At 66.8% G+C, this 15,989-nt stretch carries 14 protein-coding genes; 8 read left to right on the top strand and 6 right to left on the bottom strand.

Features of this window, described 5'->3' with window-relative positions; genetic code table 11:
• Nucleotides 1–23 precede the first annotated feature (23 nt).
• Nucleotides 24–578, bottom strand: a complete 555-nt coding sequence (locus IEW22_RS14185) for a DinB family protein (protein WP_188587271.1) — start codon at nt 576–578, stop codon at nt 24–26.
• Between the two features lie 112 nt (nt 579–690).
• The gene (locus IEW22_RS14180; RefSeq protein ID WP_229742685.1) at nt 691–2,937 is read right to left on the bottom strand and encodes a CocE/NonD family hydrolase; all 2,247 of its coding nucleotides are present in this window, start codon (nt 2,935–2,937) and stop codon (nt 691–693) included.
• 238 nt (nt 2,938–3,175) lie between these two features.
• On the opposite strand from IEW22_RS14180, the gene IEW22_RS14175 reads away from it, so the two are divergent.
• Entirely contained in the window at nt 3,176–3,508 is a 333-nt protein-coding gene (locus tag IEW22_RS14175) for a hypothetical protein (RefSeq protein ID WP_188587270.1), read from the top strand.
• A gap of 65 nt (nt 3,509–3,573) precedes the next feature.
• Here the strand turns inward: IEW22_RS14175 and purT are convergent, their stop codons facing one another.
• On the bottom strand, nt 3,574–4,956 hold the full coding sequence (purT, locus tag IEW22_RS14170) for a formate-dependent phosphoribosylglycinamide formyltransferase (RefSeq protein WP_188587269.1): 1,383 nt from the start codon (nt 4,954–4,956) through the stop codon (nt 3,574–3,576).
• Nucleotides 4,957–4,978: 22 nt separating this feature from the next.
• The gene (locus IEW22_RS14165) at nt 4,979–5,308 is read right to left on the bottom strand and encodes a UBP-type zinc finger domain-containing protein (protein ID WP_229742676.1); all 330 of its coding nucleotides are present in this window, start codon (nt 5,306–5,308) and stop codon (nt 4,979–4,981) included.
• 110 nt (nt 5,309–5,418) lie between these two features.
• On the opposite strand from IEW22_RS14165, the gene IEW22_RS14160 reads away from it, so the two are divergent.
• The gene (locus tag IEW22_RS14160; protein ID WP_188587267.1) at nt 5,419–7,032 is read left to right on the top strand and encodes a Na+/H+ antiporter; all 1,614 of its coding nucleotides are present in this window, start codon (nt 5,419–5,421) and stop codon (nt 7,030–7,032) included.
• Between the two features lie 56 nt (nt 7,033–7,088).
• Here IEW22_RS14160 and IEW22_RS14155 read toward each other — a convergent pair whose 3' ends face one another.
• A complete protein-coding gene (locus IEW22_RS14155) occupies nt 7,089–8,132 on the bottom strand; it encodes an acyl-CoA dehydrogenase family protein (protein ID WP_188587266.1) in 1,044 nt (347 codons plus the stop codon).
• Nucleotides 8,129–9,757: an adenylate/guanylate cyclase domain-containing protein gene (locus IEW22_RS14150; RefSeq protein ID WP_188587308.1), complete on the bottom strand. Its 1,629-nt coding sequence runs from the start codon at nt 9,755–9,757 to the stop codon at nt 8,129–8,131. The genes IEW22_RS14155 and IEW22_RS14150 overlap by 4 nt, the downstream gene beginning before the upstream one ends.
• Before the next feature lie 154 nt (nt 9,758–9,911).
• Between IEW22_RS14150 and speB the strand changes: the two genes are divergently transcribed.
• The 6 genes from speB to IEW22_RS14120 all read left to right on the top strand — a co-directional run bounded on the left by speB (nt 9,912) and on the right by IEW22_RS14120 (nt 15,904).
• Nucleotides 9,912–10,871 carry an agmatinase gene (gene speB / locus IEW22_RS14145; RefSeq protein ID WP_188587307.1) on the top strand — a complete coding sequence of 320 codons (960 nt, stop codon included), beginning with the start codon at nt 9,912–9,914 and terminating at the stop codon, nt 10,869–10,871.
• Between the two features lie 36 nt (nt 10,872–10,907).
• Nucleotides 10,908–11,798: a MurR/RpiR family transcriptional regulator gene (locus IEW22_RS14140; RefSeq protein WP_188587265.1), complete on the top strand. Its 891-nt coding sequence runs from the start codon at nt 10,908–10,910 to the stop codon at nt 11,796–11,798.
• A 196-nt stretch (nt 11,799–11,994) separates the two neighbouring features.
• Nucleotides 11,995–13,203 (top strand): ABC transporter ATP-binding protein, encoded by a 1,209-nt coding sequence (locus IEW22_RS14135; RefSeq protein WP_188587264.1) that lies wholly within the window; start codon nt 11,995–11,997, stop codon nt 13,201–13,203.
• A gap of 81 nt (nt 13,204–13,284) precedes the next feature.
• Complete coding sequence (locus IEW22_RS14130) at nt 13,285–14,652, top strand: extracellular solute-binding protein (protein ID WP_188587263.1); 1,368 nt, start codon at nt 13,285–13,287, stop codon at nt 14,650–14,652.
• A 93-nt stretch (nt 14,653–14,745) separates the two neighbouring features.
• Nucleotides 14,746–15,474, top strand: coding sequence for a tyrosine-protein phosphatase (locus IEW22_RS14125; RefSeq protein ID WP_188587262.1), 729 nt, complete (start codon nt 14,746–14,748; stop codon nt 15,472–15,474).
• 73 nt (nt 15,475–15,547) lie between these two features.
• Nucleotides 15,548–15,904 (top strand): metallophosphoesterase, encoded by a 357-nt coding sequence (locus IEW22_RS14120; protein ID WP_188587261.1) that lies wholly within the window; start codon nt 15,548–15,550, stop codon nt 15,902–15,904.
• Nucleotides 15,905–15,989 lie beyond the last annotated feature (85 nt).

Here is a 15,989-nt window from a genome sequence, read left to right as displayed (position 1 = left end):
ACCCGCGACGTTGTGGCGAACGCTCAGAACGACAGCCCCGAGGACAGCACACCCATCGTGGTCTGACCATCGAGTGCCTCCCGGATGATGTCGGCATGGCCGCAGTGGTGTGCCGTCTCCCGGATGCGATTGGCCAGTAGCCGGTGCACCGACCACCACACCCGCTCGGGTGCCCACGGGGCGATCGGCTGCGGGATCATCGCATCGAGCGGGGCCGCAGCGATCACCTCCTCGAATCTCCTTGTGGCCGCCGCATACTCATCGAGCGTCGCAGCCCACGTCTCCGATTCTCCGAGGGTGTACTCGTCGTCGAGTCGGGAGAGGTCGAACTGCGCATCCGGATCCGGGTCGGCGATCATGTCGGCAGTGTCGAGTTCGCCGTGTGCGAGGTGTTTGACGATCCCACCCAGCGTCAGCTCGCTGACGGTGGTGCGCGTGCGTGCCTGCTCCTCGTCGACGCCGGCCACGGCGATCTCGAGTAGCGCCCGCTGATCGGCGAGCAGCAGGAGCAGGTCCTCTTTCATCGGGTCGTCACCGACATCGACCGACAGTGACTGCGACGTGTAGAAACCGGCCATGGCGGAGTCCTCTCGGTGCGGACGGTCTGGTCTGAGTGTGCAGGTATGGCGCACCGTCACCGTAGAGGCGAGCACCGACAACGACGCGAGCACTCAGGCAGCGGCCCGACCGTCATCCCCCGTTGAACGTCCGCACATAGGTGCGGCAGGGCTGACCGCGCACACCCACACAGCTCGGCAACGGTGTGCCGGCGCGCTGACCGTCGACCACCGGCAGCACCAGTGCCGACCCACCCGTACCCAGTGCGAGGGTGTCGACCACTTGACCACCGGTCGCGGGCGTCGCGAACCGCCACGAGGTGCGGTCGCCGCCGGGGGCTGTGATGGTCACCCGTATACGCGAGCCCGCGCGGAAGGCATAGCCGATCGGGTCGAGCGGGATCGCAACGTCGGTGAACTGTCCGGGCGCCTGATGTCCCACTCGTGCCCGCAGCAGACCCGACGCCACGAAAGTCTCCTTGCCGTCGGGGCGGACCTCGCTGATCGTCGCCTGCAGATCGGTGACCGGCGCACTGCTGTGTAGCTTCAGCGCGACGGCCCCCTGCCCGATCACCACGGCATCGCGAGCCTGCGGTGCGGTCACGAAGCTGACCCCGGCATGTCCGGGCACCGGCGCCCAGTCATAGGGCGGTGTGCCCTTCCAGGGGAGCTGCGACGGGCCGGTCACGTTCAGCGTGCCAGCCGGTCGCGCCGCCGGGTCGGGCCGGAAACTCACCTGTGCGGCGGCACCCGCCTGCGAGGACAACGCTCCGCCGGTCCCGAAACTCAGCCGCGTCTGCGTCGAATTCGACGGCGGCCAGGCGTCATAACTGCGCCACCACGGCGCCGACATACCGCCCACGCCAGCCGAGCCGGTACCGTTGCCGAAGAACACCTGCACCCGGCCGTCGCGACGAAATCCGTTGAGTGCAGCCTGATATGACGGCGCATCAGCGAAGCGCGAACTGTTCACCGGCTGCCCCAGACCCGACGTGGTCGCCAGATAGAGCGCGGGTCCGTGCGCCTCGAGTGCCGGGGATTTCGGTGGGATACGGTGTGCGACGAACAGATTGAGGAATTCGTTCCACGGGCCGAGGATCTGCGGCGCGAGCGAGTCGAAATGCGCTCCGTTGATCATCTTGACCCATACGTTCGGGTTGCCCTTCAGTGCTCCGATCAGGTTGGTCCACTGCGACCCCACCTGTTCGTCCTGCAGCGCCCCGGCCAGGAACACCGGAACATTCACCTTGGAGGCCCAGTACTGCGGCGAACGATGCTCGTACACACCGATGTTGCGGGTGGGGTTGTCCTCGATCATGCCGAGCAGGTCCGGTGTCTGCAGCCGCAGCTGCTGGTTGACCGCACACTGCTTGTCACCCTGTGCCACCAATGCTTTCGCGTACGGCTGGCCACCGCCGGGGGCCGGGCGGGCGTCGGCCTGACGTTCGGTCAGCCAGGTGTTGGCGAAGCCGGTGTTGAGGATCCCGCCGGGATAGCCGGTGGAGTAGAGATCGTCGGTGGTCGACAGCGGAGCGATCGCGGCCAGATGCGGCGGATGCATGCCGGCGACGGCCCACTGCGAGATGGCCGAGAAGGAGATCCCAACCATACCCACGCGGTGACCGGCGACCCACGGCTGCGCCGCAACGGTCTCGATCGCGTCGTAGCCGTCGAGGATGGTCGGCCAGTCGAAGATGTCGAAAGCACCTCCCGAACAACCACTCCCGCGCATCTGAACACTCACCGAGGCGAATCCGGCCGCCGGCGCGAGCACACCGCCGAGCACCGTGCTGATGGCCGGGGCCAGTGGGTCGGGATGTTTGGCCACCTGCGCCGCGGCCCCGAGATAGAAGTTGCCTGGCGCGGCGGTCTGATAGCCGGAGTATTCGATGACCGTGGGGAACGGCCCGTCGGCGGCGGTTTTGCCCAGCGGGAGATGTACCGTCGCGGCCAGCGTGATGCCGTCGCGCATCCGAATGTAGTTCAGGCCCGGATGCAGGTGCTGGTCGCGGTAGAGCGAGGCCGGTGCACTCGACCCAGACCGGTCGAGCACCGAGAAGCTGTTCCCGGCAACACCATTGACGTCGAAGTGGAATCCGGGCCCCGGGGTCAGATCTCGAACGATCAACGACCCGAGGCGGTCGACCGTACCCGACCCCACCTGACTGCCTGTCCCGTCGCGCAGCGTCACGCGCGCGCCCGGCGTCGCCCCGGTGAGATAGGCCTCGGTGACACTGCCAGCACCGCGGCCGGGAGTCGTTGTCGCACTGGCTGTTCCGGAGACGATTGCCCCCGATACCAGTGTTGAGGTCGCAACACCACAGGTCATCACGATTCCGACGACGACAAGACCGACGAGTCTGCGCAGGGTAGCTGTCACCGGTCAAACGTACGACGCAAGGGCGCCCTGTTCCACGCGAACGAGGGTATTGCTCACATCGGTTTGAACCCGCCTTTCCCGAGGGGAATCACCACAGTAACGGTGTCGTCGTCGTTCGCCCGCCACAGACGTGGTAGACCACAGCGCGGCAGGGAAAGTCGGCAAGGAAGTATGCGTGGCAGGAGATGACGGCATTTCAGGTGATGACGTGGTAGTGACACGACACCGCGAGCGAACCGTGAGCGTGTGGATCGTGGCCGCGGGCGCCACTCTCGCGGCCAGCGTGCTCTATGCGGTGCAGATCGGCGCCGGAATCGCGGTGAAGAACGAGCTGAAGCAGACATGCCACGCCCACTTACCGCTGGCAATCGCCCAATACTTCTGGGTGACAATGCTGCTGGCCGGAATCGGCCTCATCTCGTCGGTGCTCGCGTTCTCGATCTCGACACGTCGGTGGGCACGCCTGTCCGCAGTCGTCGTGGCGCTCGTTTGCGTGGTCGTGTTCGCGGCCGGCTGGTACGGCTTCTCCGAGCGCAACGACTGGATCGGACCACTGTGTTCGAATCTGTGACCTTCCGGCCTGTGACGCGGAAGCCGTCGAGGCACTGGGCGGCCTGACCTAGGTGTGAGTCCCGGTCAGGTTGCGCTCTCCTGGCGTCCTTCGCCGGAGCTCCGTTCGGCCTGGCTGCGACCGTTCGACGGGAGATAGGTGGTCGCGTCGGGGTCAGGTCGCGGTGCGGGGTCGGATCGCGGTGCGGGGTCGGGCCGGCGTGGGCGACCCGACACCGGCGTCACCCGACCGGCGGCCTCCTTGGCCCGTTCCCGCGCGGTTTCCACGTCATCGGCAGTCGCGAGCGCAACACCCATCCGGCGACGGGCATAACTCTCTGGCTTGCCGAACAGCCGAATGTCGCTCTCGGGCACCGCAAGTGCGTCGGCGACGTTCTCGAAGGCGATACCCGGCTCGTCGAGCCGTCCGAAGATCACCGCCGAAGCGCCGGGGCTGGCGAGCGTGACATCGACGGGGAGCCCGAGGATCGCGCGAGCGTGCATCTCGAACTCCGAGAGCCGCTGCGTGGCCATGGTGACCATGCCGGTGTCGTGGGGGCGCGGGCTCACCTCGGAGAAGTACACATCGCCGCCCTTGACGAACATCTCCACGCCGAAGATGCCTCGTCCACCGAGTCCACCGTCACCGAGCGCGGTGACGATGCGCGCCGCGACTGACGTCGCTGCGCCGAGTGCGTCCGGATCCATCGGCTGCGGCTGCCAGCTCTCCACATAGTCGCCACGATCCTGCACATGGCCGATCGGGGCACAGAAATGTGTGGTGAGTTTGCCGGTTGCCGGGTCGACGGCACGCACGGTGAGCAATGTGATCTCGTAGTCGAAGTCCACGAAGCCCTCGACGATCACCCGTTCACCGGACACGCGGCCGCCGGTGATCGCAGTGTCCCATGCGGTCGGGATGTCCTCGGGGCGTTTGACCACCGACTGTCCCTTGCCCGAGGAACTCATCACCGGCTTGACCACGCAGGGGAAACCGATCTGGCGGGCGGCTGCTTCGAGTTCGTCGACCGAGTCGGCGAAGGCGTACGGCGAGGTCGGCAGACCGAGCTCCTCGTCGGCGAGTCGTCGAATGCCTTCGCGGTTCATCGTCAACACCGTCGCGCGGGCGGTCGGGATCACCTCGGCCAGACCGCGCCTCTCCACCTCCACGAGCGCGTCGGTCGCGATCGCCTCGATCTCGGGCACCACGAAATGCGGTCGGTACCGCTCCACGAGGTCGAGGATCGCCTCACGATCGGTCATGTCGATCACATGTGCGTGATGGGCAACCTGGTGGCCGGGGGCGTCGGGATAGCGATCGACGGCGATGACCTCCACGCCGAGTCGCTGGAAGGCGATGACGAGTTCTTTGCCGAGTTCGCCGCTGCCGAGCAGCAGCACCCGCGTGGCGCTGGGCGAGAGTGGGGTACCGAGGCGCTGCGGTATGCGCGGTGCACGGGGAGCCGTCATAGGTGACACGCTACCGAGCAGGTCAGCCGATCAGTTCGTGGACATAGCACCAACGCCATGTCTCTTCCGGTTCCGCCGATCGCATCACCGGATGGTTGCTGGCATGAAAGTGGGCGGTGGCATGCTTACGGGGGCTGGAATCGCAACACGCGACATGACCGCATGTCAGGCATTTGCGCAGGTGGGCCCAGTTGTGTTCGCCTATCGCACGACAGTCGCGGCAGTAGGTCAGATCGTCAGGATCCTCGTCGGCGGGCGGATCGTCGGCTGGATCGGTGGGTGCTGCGGACAGGTCGTCGCATGTCGCAAGGGCCGTGTCGCGCGCCTCACGTCGCGGGATCAGCCGGTGCATCGCGGATCGGCGTGGAAGTCTCATCTGATCCATCATCGCGTACAGCCGCGCTGCGCCGACGACTGCGACACAGGATTGGCACGACACAGAGCGAGAGGAGAATCAGCGAAGTGACGATCACTTTCCTCGTGGTGGCCGTCATGGCGCTGCTCGTCGGGGCGGCCGCACGCCGGTTCGGTCTGCTCGCGCCGCTGGTTCTCGTCCTCGTGGGATTCGTCGTCGGATGGATCCCGGGGCTGCCCGACTTCACCCTCGACCCCGACGTGGTGCTGTTCATCATCCTGCCGCCGCTGCTGTACTCCGCGGCGCTCGACAGCTCCTATGTCGCCTTCCGGCGCAACATGGGACCGATCTCCTCGATGGCCATCGGCCTGCCACTGTTCACCACGGTGTGCGTGGCGGTTGTGGCCTACTACTGCGTGCCCGAGATGACATGGCCTGCAGCATTCGTACTCGGTGCGGTGGTCGCTCCACCCGATGCCGTCTCCGCGCAGGCGATCGCCCGGCGGGTGGGACTGCCGCGGCGGGTGACCACGCTGCTGGGCGGGGAGAGTCTGCTCAACGACGCCACCTCGCTCACCGCGCTGCGTATCGCACTGGCCGCGGTGGTCGGGACCGCGGCGTCGGCATGGTCAGGGCTGCTGTTGTTCGCCGAGGCGCTGGTCGGCGGGCTGCTCGTGGGTCTGGCGGTGGCATTCGTGGTCGCCTGGATCCGGCGAATCCTCGACGATCCGCCGATGGAGACCGCGATCGGACTCGTGGTTCCCTTCGGGATCTATCTGCTCGCCGAGGAATTGAACACCTCCGGCGTGATCGCGGTGGTGACGGCGGGTCTGTACCTGGGCCAGCGGTCGGCGCGAGCCGGGTATGCGACCCGGATGGCCGACAATGCGGTGTGGCGGTCGGTGGAGGTGCTGCTGGAGTCGTTCGTGTTCCTGCTCATCGGTCTGCAGCTGCCCGACGTCGCACGCAGTCTGCGCGGCCACGAACCCGGCGTGCTGACCATCGCGGCGGTGGCCGTGTTCGCGGTGGTGATCGTCTCGAGATTCGTCTGGTTGTTCGTGGCGACCTACACCCGGCGGGCGGTCAAGAAGCGACTCGGCCTGCAGCAGGACTCGAAGCAGGACGCGCTCACCGCCAATGAGGTGACGGTGCTGTCGTGGTCGGGGATGCGCGGCGTGGTGACGCTGGCCGCCGCATTCTCGGTGCCGCTGATCGTCAACGGCCACGATTTCCCGGCGCGCGACGAGATCGTGTTCCTCGCCTTCGTGGTGGTGGTGGGCACGCTGCTGTTGCAGGGCACCACCCTGCCGTGGGTGATCCGCGCACTCGGTGTCCGCGGCGACGACTGGCGCAAGGACCTCATCTCGCTGGCCGCCGCGCAGGACCGCGCGGCCAAGGCCGCCGACAAACGTCTCGACGAGTTCGACGCGAAGATCGGCGACGACGATCCGCGCAAGAGCCAGATCGAGGTGTTGCGCAAGTGGATCGCCTCCCGCAAGAACCTCGCATGGGAGGAACTCGGTCGCGGCGCCGACGAGATCGGCGAGAGCCCCGGACAGGCGTTCAACCGGATGCGTACCGCCCTGGTCCAGACGCAGCGCGAGGTGTTCGTCAACGAACGTGACAACGGCCGTATCGATGACGAGGTGTTGCGGCGGGTGCTGCGCGATCTCGACCTCGCGGAGGGGTTGTCGGACCGCAAGTCGATCGGCGAGGGGTGAGCGCCGGGGTGATCCGATGAGGTCGGGAGGGCGTCGGGAGGGCCTCGGGAGGGGCCTCAGTCGGTGCGCAGCGACAGTCCGCGCAGCGTGGCATCGCCGATGGCCGGCCGGTTGGCGCTGACCGCGGCGAACTGCGCCTCGCGCAGCAGCCGTTCGGCCGCCGATCCGCGCAGCACCGACCTGCTCCCGGTGACCGCGGTGACACCGGCGGCCAGTCGCAGTGCCAGCAGCGCACCCTGCCCGCGCAGTCGGTAGAGCGCGGCATCGCTAGCGGCGGCCTGCGATGTGGTCACCTCCGATGCCCCGCCTGCCGGGGTACCGCCCTCGACCACCGCGTCGAACTCGGCGCGCAGCGCGTCGAGCTGATCCTGGGCGTGCGCGGCCTCAGCCGATGCCCCCAGTGCGACCAGTTCCCGGATCGCGGCCCGGCACACGCCCAGCGCCAGTGCCGCGTTGATGCGGATCCCGGCGGCCGCGCTCGGCGACCGGTGATCGTCGAGGACCCGCGCGATCGGCTCGCCCCCGACCACCGCATCCCAGGCGACGGCCACCGTGTTGCTGCCCTGTCCGGCGATCAGCGGCAGCGGTGTGGCATCCGCACCGTGCAGCATCTCCGGCCGGTCGATCAGGAACATCGACGCGCTGCCCGTGTCGGGGTCATGAGCCCAGATACCGAGGAGATCGACGATCCCCCAGCCGGTGAGGAACACCGATCGGCCGGTCAGCCGGTGACCGCCCGCCACCGGCTCGGCGCGCACGGTGTGCCCGTGTGAGGAGAGCCCGGAGAAGCTGACCCCGGCGATGCGGGTGCCGCGGACCAGCTGCTCGGCCAGCGCGTCATCCCCGGCCCGCATCACCGCGGTGAGCACGCCGTGATGCTGCGCCCAGACGAAACCCGTGGCCAGGCAGCCGGAGACCAGAATCTCCCCGATCAGCCCCATCTCGGCCGGTCCCGCGGTGGCGGCGACCCCGTAGAGGCCGGCCCGGGCGATCGCCTCGAGGTGCGCCTGCGGGATCACGCCCTCGGCATCCACCCGGGCGGCGTCGGGAGCGAGCACCCGTTCGGCGACGTCGAGTGCGGCGTCGACGTGCACACTCACGCGCTGTACCCCGCTTCAGTGGGTGACATGTCCTCGGCCACCTCTCCCTCAGATCGATCGGATTCGTGCTCATCGGATCCGTTCGTGGTCTCCACCGGTACGCAGACGACGGTCGGTGCGGTGCGCCCGCGCAGCACGATCTCGCCGTCGGGTCGCCAGCGCACCGCGACCTCGCGCGAGGCGGCATCGACCGCGGTCCCCGATGCCAACGGCACCTCGGGATCGCGTTTGGCCAGCTCCGACAGCCGTGCGGCCTCGTTCACCGGGTCGCCGATCACGGTGTACTCGAAACGCTGCACGGCACCGACGTTGCCGGCCACCACCACGCCGTAGCTGACGCCGACGCCGGCGCTGATCTCGGGAACCTCGGCGCGCAGGCGCCTGGAGATCTCCGCCGATGCTCTCAGCGCCTGACCCGAGGAGTCATCGATGGCGATCGGCGCGCCGAACACCGCGAGCACCGCATCGCCCTCGAACTTGTTGACCAGTCCGCGGTGGCGTTCCACCTCGGTGACGATCACCTCGAAGAACGAGTTGAGCACGTCGACCACCTCGGTCGGACTGCGTTGCGCCGCAAGGGTGGTCGAGCCGATGACGTCGACGAACACCACCGCGACGCGTCGTTCGGCGCCACCGAGTTCGAAGTTCCCCGACACCGCGGCCTCGGCCACCTCACGCCCCACATGGCGACCGAAGAGGTCGCGAAGTCGCTCGCGCTCGGAGAGCCCCTGCACCATCGAGTTGAACCCGACCTGCAGCTCACCGAGCTCGCTGCCGTCGAAGACGACCACGCGCACGTCGTCGTCCCCGTCGCGCACCCGCCCCATCCCCCACCGGACCGACCGGATGGGGGCGACCACGCCGTCGGAGTTCAGCCAGGTGAGCAGCATCCCGGTCAGCGCGGCGATCCCCGAGAGCACCGTGACCGCGATGAAGATGTCGAGTTTGGATGTCTGATCCCGGAAGGCACCAAAGATCGCCGCGAGGAACATTCCGGCGATGGGGATGCCCGAACCCACGAGCCACGACATGAACGCCCGGGTGCGCAGCCGGGCGCGGCGCTTGAGCGGATAGCCGGCGCTGATCGCACGGGCGGCGATGGGCCGCAGCGCGAACTCGGTCATCAGGTAGGAGATCGCACACACCACCACACCCGACAGCCCCACCACCAGCAGCACCTTGGGGATCACGATCGGGTCGTGGACTCCGTAGAGCGTGGTGAACAGTGCCGTGGCGATGACCCAGAAGGCGGCCTGCATCAGCATCAGCGAACGCGGTGCGATCAGCGCCTGGCGGGCTTGCCTGGTGGTCGGTGCGCCGGGTCTGAACGCCCAGCGCAGCCGCCGGATGGTGCGGATCGTACCGATCAGGATGCCGAGCACGAATGCGCAACCGACGTAGATCGGCAACACGATGTAGCTGACCCACCAGGCCGAATCGGGGATCGCCGGCTCCGGGATCCCGATCGCGGCCAACACGATCGCCACCGCCGCGCCGATCGCGTTCGCGGTGATCACCGAGACCGAGATGAGCACCTGCACGCGGATACGACGGATCAGCGGGCTGTCGTCAGCCGAGCCGAGCAGCACCGAGCCGTAATCGGTGTTTCTGCGCCACAGCCGGATCACGTGATGGAATCTACCGGGCGGGTCCACCCTGTCCGGTCGCTTCGATGTCCGATTCCCCGATCAGACGTCTGGCCCCGCCCGCGCCGCGAGGCGCGCCGGAAAGCATCTGACGAGGAGAACACGCGTGACCGACTGGACCGATCCGGGATTCATCCACGGCGAGGGCACGATCCTCGGGCAGGCCAACGCGGCGGAACGACCCCGCTACGCCGACCCGTCGACATTCGCGCGGCTGCCCCGCCTCGATCAGGTCAGCGATGCCGACGTCCACATCGTCGGTCTGCCCTTCGACACCGGCGTGAGCTACCGGCCGGGCGCACGGTTCGGGCCGGGTCACATCCGGGCCTCGTCGAAACTGCTGCGCCCCTACAACCAGTCGATGGACATCTCCCCGTTCGCCAACCAGCAGGTGGCCGACTGCGGCGACCTCGGTATCAACCCGTTCTCCATCACCGAGGCCATCGACACCATCGACACCGCCGTCACCGGGCTCGGCGAACACGGCGCCACCACATTGGCACTCGGCGGTGACCACACGATCGCACTGCCGATGCTGCGTGCGATGCACCGGCTCTACGGGCAGCGAATCGCGGTGCTGCACTTCGACGCCCACCTCGACACGTGGGACACCTACTTCGGTGCGCCCTACACCCACGGCACCCCCTTCCGCCGCGCCAGCGAAGAGGGACTCATCGACATGGAACGGTCGCTGCACATCGGCATCCGCGGGCCGCTCTATTCCAAGACCGACCTCGAAGACGATCAGCGGCTGGGCTTTTCGATCATCCGCTCCGACGACTACGAGGTCGACGGCACCCGCAGCATCGTCGAACGCATGCGGCGGCGACTGATCGGCGGACCGGTGTACGTCTCGGTCGACATCGACATCCTCGACCCCGCCGCCGCACCGGGTACCGGCACCCCTGAGGCCGGTGGACTGACCAGTCGCGAACTGCTGCACACCTTGCGCGGACTGGCCGGGCTGAACGTGGTCGGCGCCGACATCGTCGAGGTCGCACCGGCCTACGACCACGCCGAGATCACCGGTATCGCGGCCGCTCATGTGGCCTACGAACTCCTCACGATCCTCTCGGGCAACCGCGCGCACTGACCGGATCGCAACCCTGGCGTGGTAGACACTGTGCCCATGGCCGCCCGTGCACGTGTCGACCCACCGTCTGGTGGCACGCTCAAGCATGTCGAGTCGCTGATCCCCTCCCTCGGACCCAGCGAACAGAAGGTCGCCCGAGAGGTGGTGGAGAACCCTCGTGAGGTGTCCACCCTCTCGGCGGCCGAACTCGCCGAGCGCACCGCCACCTCGGCGGCGACGGTCATCCGCACATGTCAGAGCATGGGGTTCAAGGGCTTTCACCAGCTGCGGCTGTACCTCATGCGCGATCTCGTGGCCGCCACACCGCCGGAGGCCGTCCCGCGCATGGGTGTCGGCGATCCGCGCGTATGGTTGCCCGCCGTCTTCGAGTCGGCCGGCAAGGAACTCGCCCACGCCTCGGCACCGGTCGACTACGAGAACTTCGACCTCGCCGTCGACGCGCTCGTCGGTGCGCGCCGCCTACTGCTGGCAGCCAACGGCGGGTCAGCGCCGGTGGCACAATCGGCACTGATCGGATTCCTCGCTCTCGGTTGGCATCCCGAGGCGCCGGTGGACGCCGCGGTACAGCAGCTCACGGCGGCGAGCCTGACACCGGGCGACCTGTGCCTCTGCATCAGCAGCAGCGGAGCCAACATCCTCACCCTCCACACCGCCGAGGTCGCCGCCAAAGCGGGCGCCACCGTGTTGTCCATCACCGGCTTCACCCATTCGAAACTGCACCGCATCTCCGACATCCCGCTCGTCTGCGGTGACGTGACCCAGACCTGGCCCACCGGAACTGTCGCCGCCAATATCGGACAGTTCGTGCTCGTCGCCGCGCTGCAGAGCGCTGCAGCGCACCGCGCCGGGCGGCTGGAGGCCGAATCCGCGGTCACCAGTGAGGTCATCGACCTCCTCGCCGACGACGACGCGGGCGAAAGCGACTGACAGAGTCGGACCTTCCGGAGAATTCACCTGTTTCGGCGACGTTGCGCCAACCGGCGATCTCCCGTCGCATGCGGTTTGACCGCTGTTAACCATGGGGCTCCACCATCGACTGGAACGGAAATTCCAAACTGGAACCCGATCTGGAATTTCATTCCACTCGACTTCCGGTTGACCTACCTCCCAGTCAGGAGCCCCCATGAGTCGCATCGACATCGTGAACGTGTCTGCACAGTTCACGGGCCATCTCGCTGTCGACAACGTGTCGCTGACCATCGACGACGGGGACTTCGTGGTCCTGCTCGGCCCGAGCGGATGCGGTAAGACGACACTGCTGCGCATGATCGCCGGCCTCCTCGAGCCGACCGACGGGCGAATCCTCATCGACGGCAACGACATGACCACCACGTCCTCGGCACAGCGCAATCTCGCCATGGTCTTCCAGAGTTATGCGCTCTACCCGCACCTGACGGTGGCCAAGAACATCGAGTTCCCGCTCGCCACGATCCGGATGCCCAAGCAGGAGCGCAGAACCCGAGTCGAAGAGGTGGCGGCCACCCTCGGCTTGCAGGGACTTCTCGACCGCCGCCCCAAGGAACTCTCCGGCGGACAGCGCCAGCGGGTGGCCGTGGGCAGGGCGCTGGCTCGCCGCCCCGGCGCGTACCTGATGGACGAGCCGCTGTCGAACCTCGACGCCAAACTGCGCACGGCCACCCGCACCGAACTCAGCGACCTGCACCAGCGGCTTGCGTCGACGTTCATCTACGTCACCCACGACCAGGTGGAGGCCATGACCATGGCCACCAAGATCGCGATCCTCAACAGCGGCCGCATCGAGCAGGTGGGCACACCAACACAGGTCTACGACCGGCCCGCGTCGGTCTTCGTCGCCGGATTCATCGGCTCACCGCCGATGAATCTCGTTGACGCACAGATCGAATCACTCGACTCACGGGTGACCGTCTCGGGCGACGGCATCACCGGGTGGCTCTTCCCCGGCGACACCGAACCTCTCGACGTGACCATCGGTGTACGTCCCGAACATCTGCTTCCCGCACCGGCCGGCCACACCGCGTTCACCGACTCCGGTGTTCGCTTCGAGGGCCGGATCACCCGGGTCGAGAACCTCGGCAGCCATCAACTCCTGCACGTGCACACCGGTTCGGCAACGGTGACCGCCGCGGTGGACCGGATGATCCCCGCCGACCGTGGCGATGCCATCGCACTGACCGCATCCGCCGACAACATTCATCTCTTCGACACCGCGACCGGTCGGCGACTCGAGTGGATCGACGATCCCGAATCGGCCGGGTCGACCGACACCCCCCGCACAGCCGACGCCGACGCCGCGACCCGTGACGACAGCCGTCACGGTATGCCGTCGGCCGTCACCGGCGCCCCCGCCTGAAACCGCGCGCCGCGAAACCAGAAGCACCCATCAGACCCACCTCCAATCGCTTTCCTCCCTCCACTCTGATCAGGAGAAATCATGTACTCGACCAGTCGGCGATGGCTCGCGTCCGCAGCAGCCGCGATCGCCGTGTGCTCCGTCGCGGCCTGCGGCCTCGGATCCACCTCCACCTCCAGCTCTGCGAACACGTCCACGATCACTCCGCTCGACCCGAACACCAAGGTGGACATCAGCTTCGAGAGCTACAACCTCACCCAGACCGGTGGATGGGCAGACACCATCAACGGTTTGATCGCCACATTCGAGAAGCAGCACCCCAACATCACCGTCCACGGACAACCACCATCGGTGACGGGCAGCAGCAGCAGCTCCTATGTGTCCAGCGTCCAGACCGAGGCACTGGCGGGTAAGGCCCCCGACGTCGCACAGTTGACCTTCGACGCGCTGGGCTATGCCGCCACCGATCTCGGTGCGCAACCGATCAGCAAGCTGGTCGGCGAGAAGGCGGTTGCCGACCACTTCGGCGGCCAGTACCCCTTCAACGCCCGCGCCAAGACACTCGGCGACTGGAACTCTGTCACCTACGGGATCCCGTATGTCTTCTCCACCCCGATCCTCTGGTACAACGCCACCGCGCTGGCGAAACTCGGCATCACCAACCCCGATCTGTCCACCTGGGAGGGGCTGGAAACCGTGGGCCGGGAGATCAAGGAGAAGACCGGTAAGCCCGCGATCACGTTGTCGTGCACCGTCACCGGCGGTGACTGGTGTATGCAGGGCATCATCAAATCCGATGGCGGATCGGTGGTGAGCGCCGATCATCGAGACGTCACCTTCGGTGACGACGGCTCGGTCGGCGCAGTGAGCGAGATGCGCAAGCTCAACGACGCCGGTGTACTGCAGAATCTGGGTGCCACCGCCCAGTACACCGCCTTCGCCAAGGGCGATTCGCTGATCCAGCTCCAGACCTCGGCACTCCAGAGCACCTTCGCCAAGGCCGCCAAGGCCGGTGGCTGGGAGCTGAAGAACACCACGATGCCGGCGTTCGCCGGTAAGCCGACCGCACCGACGAACTCCGGGTCGGCACTGTTCATCATGTCGAAGGATCCGCAGAAGCAGGCTGCGGCGTGGGAGTTCATCAAGTTCATGACCAGCCCCACAGCCTACGAGCAGATCACCACGAAGATCGGCTATCTTCCGTTGCGCGACAGCATGACCCAGGGCAACGGTCCGCTCGCCGCCTGGGCCAAGTCCAATCCCTTGGTGACGCCGAACCTCGAGCAGCTGCAGAAGTTGCAACCGTGGGATGCCTACCCGGGCAAGAACTATGCGCAGATCTCGAAGATCTTCTCCGATGCCGTGGAAAGTTCTGTCTACTACGGCAAGGACCCCAAGGCCACGATGCAGGCAGCCCAGAAGCAGGCACAGGCATTGGTCACCGAGTGAGCACTCACCCGCGATCCGATTCTGCGACATCGCCCTGAGTACATAAATCGACACCGAGTATCGACACCGAACCTGAGTAGAAATGAGAACCCAGTGACCGACACCGACTTCCTCACACCGATCACCGTCGAGGGAACCTACAATTTTCGTGCCATTCCGTCGCTGGACGCCGGGGAGTCGGTGATCCGGAGCAACACCCTCTTCCGCTCCGATGCTCTCGACGGCATCACCGACCAGGGGCGAGATGCGCTGGCCTCACTGCGTATCAACCGCATCATCGACCTGCGCAGCGCCGACGAGATCCACGGTGAGCCGGCGTCATTCACCACTCCCACGGTCGTGGCAGCACCGATCTTCGAGTCGGGCCGGCCCACCACTACCGCGGACTCCTCGATCACCCTCGAGGCGGTGTACCGCGACATGATCGACAATCGTGGTGTCGCGCTCGCGGGTGCGGTGCGGGCCATCGCCACCTCGAGCGCCCCGGTTCTGGTGCACTGCACCGCCGGCAAGGACCGCACGGGAGTGGTCGTCGCACTCGCACTGCTCGCCTGCGGAGTCGATCGCGCCGACATCGTCGACGACTACATCCTGACCTCGGCCAACCTGTCTGGCGAATGGCTGGACTCGATGCGCACGCGCATCGCCGCGGCCGGCTACTCGATACCCGACGAGGCTCTCGTGGCCAGCCCGGCCGAACTCATGGATGCCACCATCGACCGAATCATCACCGAATTCGACTCGGCCACCGGCTATCTGGAGGCCCACGGCTTTACCACGGCAGACCACGACGAACTCCTCACGACGCTGGTGGAGCAGTAGCAACCACACAGCCACCAACGAACGACTTGTTCGACCAGAACAGGACTTATCAACACTCCGAAGGAGACATCCCATGTTGGGCGAAAACTATCCTCAGCCCCAGCACTACCTGCTCCACATCAGCGACACCCATTTCGTGGGACCCGATGGCAAGCTGTACAACGAGGTCGACTGCGACGCCAACCTCACCGCACTCTTCGACGCCTTCGCGAAGTCGAACACACGGCCCGAGGCCATCCTGCTCACCGGCGACCTCGCCGACAACGGAGACCCCGACGCCTACCGCCGTATCCGTCGCATCGTCGAAGACGCGGCGGCACGCTATGACGCACAGGTGATCTGGGTGATGGGCAACCACGACGAGCGGATCGCCTTCCGCACCAACCTCCTCGACGAACCGGCGAGCACCGAACCGGCTCTTCGAACTTGAGCGGGCAATGCCTGGTCAGCGGGCTGGCGTGTCGATGACGTGAGACGCCCCTGGTCTCCGGAAATCTGGATGTTGCGACACATTC

Origin of the sequence: Gordonia jinhuaensis (assembly GCF_014639795.1) — a bacterium.
Lineage (GTDB): Bacteria > Actinomycetota > Actinomycetes > Mycobacteriales > Mycobacteriaceae > Gordonia_B > Gordonia_B jinhuaensis.
Note: the sequence above shows the minus strand (reverse complement) of the source record. Positions and strands in the feature narration are given on the sequence as shown.

Excerpts from the sequence above, each read along its gene's own strand:
- IEW22_RS14185 (WP_188587271.1), bottom strand. The coding sequence starts at position 578 with ATGGCCGGTTTCTACACGTCGCAGTCACTGTCGGTCGATGTCGGTGAC.
- purT (WP_188587269.1), bottom strand. The coding sequence starts at position 4,956 with ATGACGGCTCCCCGTGCACCGCGCATACCGCAGCGCCTCGGTACCCCA.
- IEW22_RS14165 (WP_229742676.1), bottom strand. The coding sequence starts at position 5,308 with ATGCACCGGCTGATCCCGCGACGTGAGGCGCGCGACACGGCCCTTGCG.
- IEW22_RS14140 (WP_188587265.1), top strand. The coding sequence starts at position 10,908 with ATGGCCGCCCGTGCACGTGTCGACCCACCGTCTGGTGGCACGCTCAAG.
- IEW22_RS14135 (WP_188587264.1), top strand. The coding sequence starts at position 11,995 with ATGAGTCGCATCGACATCGTGAACGTGTCTGCACAGTTCACGGGCCAT.
- IEW22_RS14130 (WP_188587263.1), top strand. The coding sequence starts at position 13,285 with ATGTACTCGACCAGTCGGCGATGGCTCGCGTCCGCAGCAGCCGCGATC.
- IEW22_RS14120 (WP_188587261.1), top strand. The coding sequence starts at position 15,548 with ATGTTGGGCGAAAACTATCCTCAGCCCCAGCACTACCTGCTCCACATC.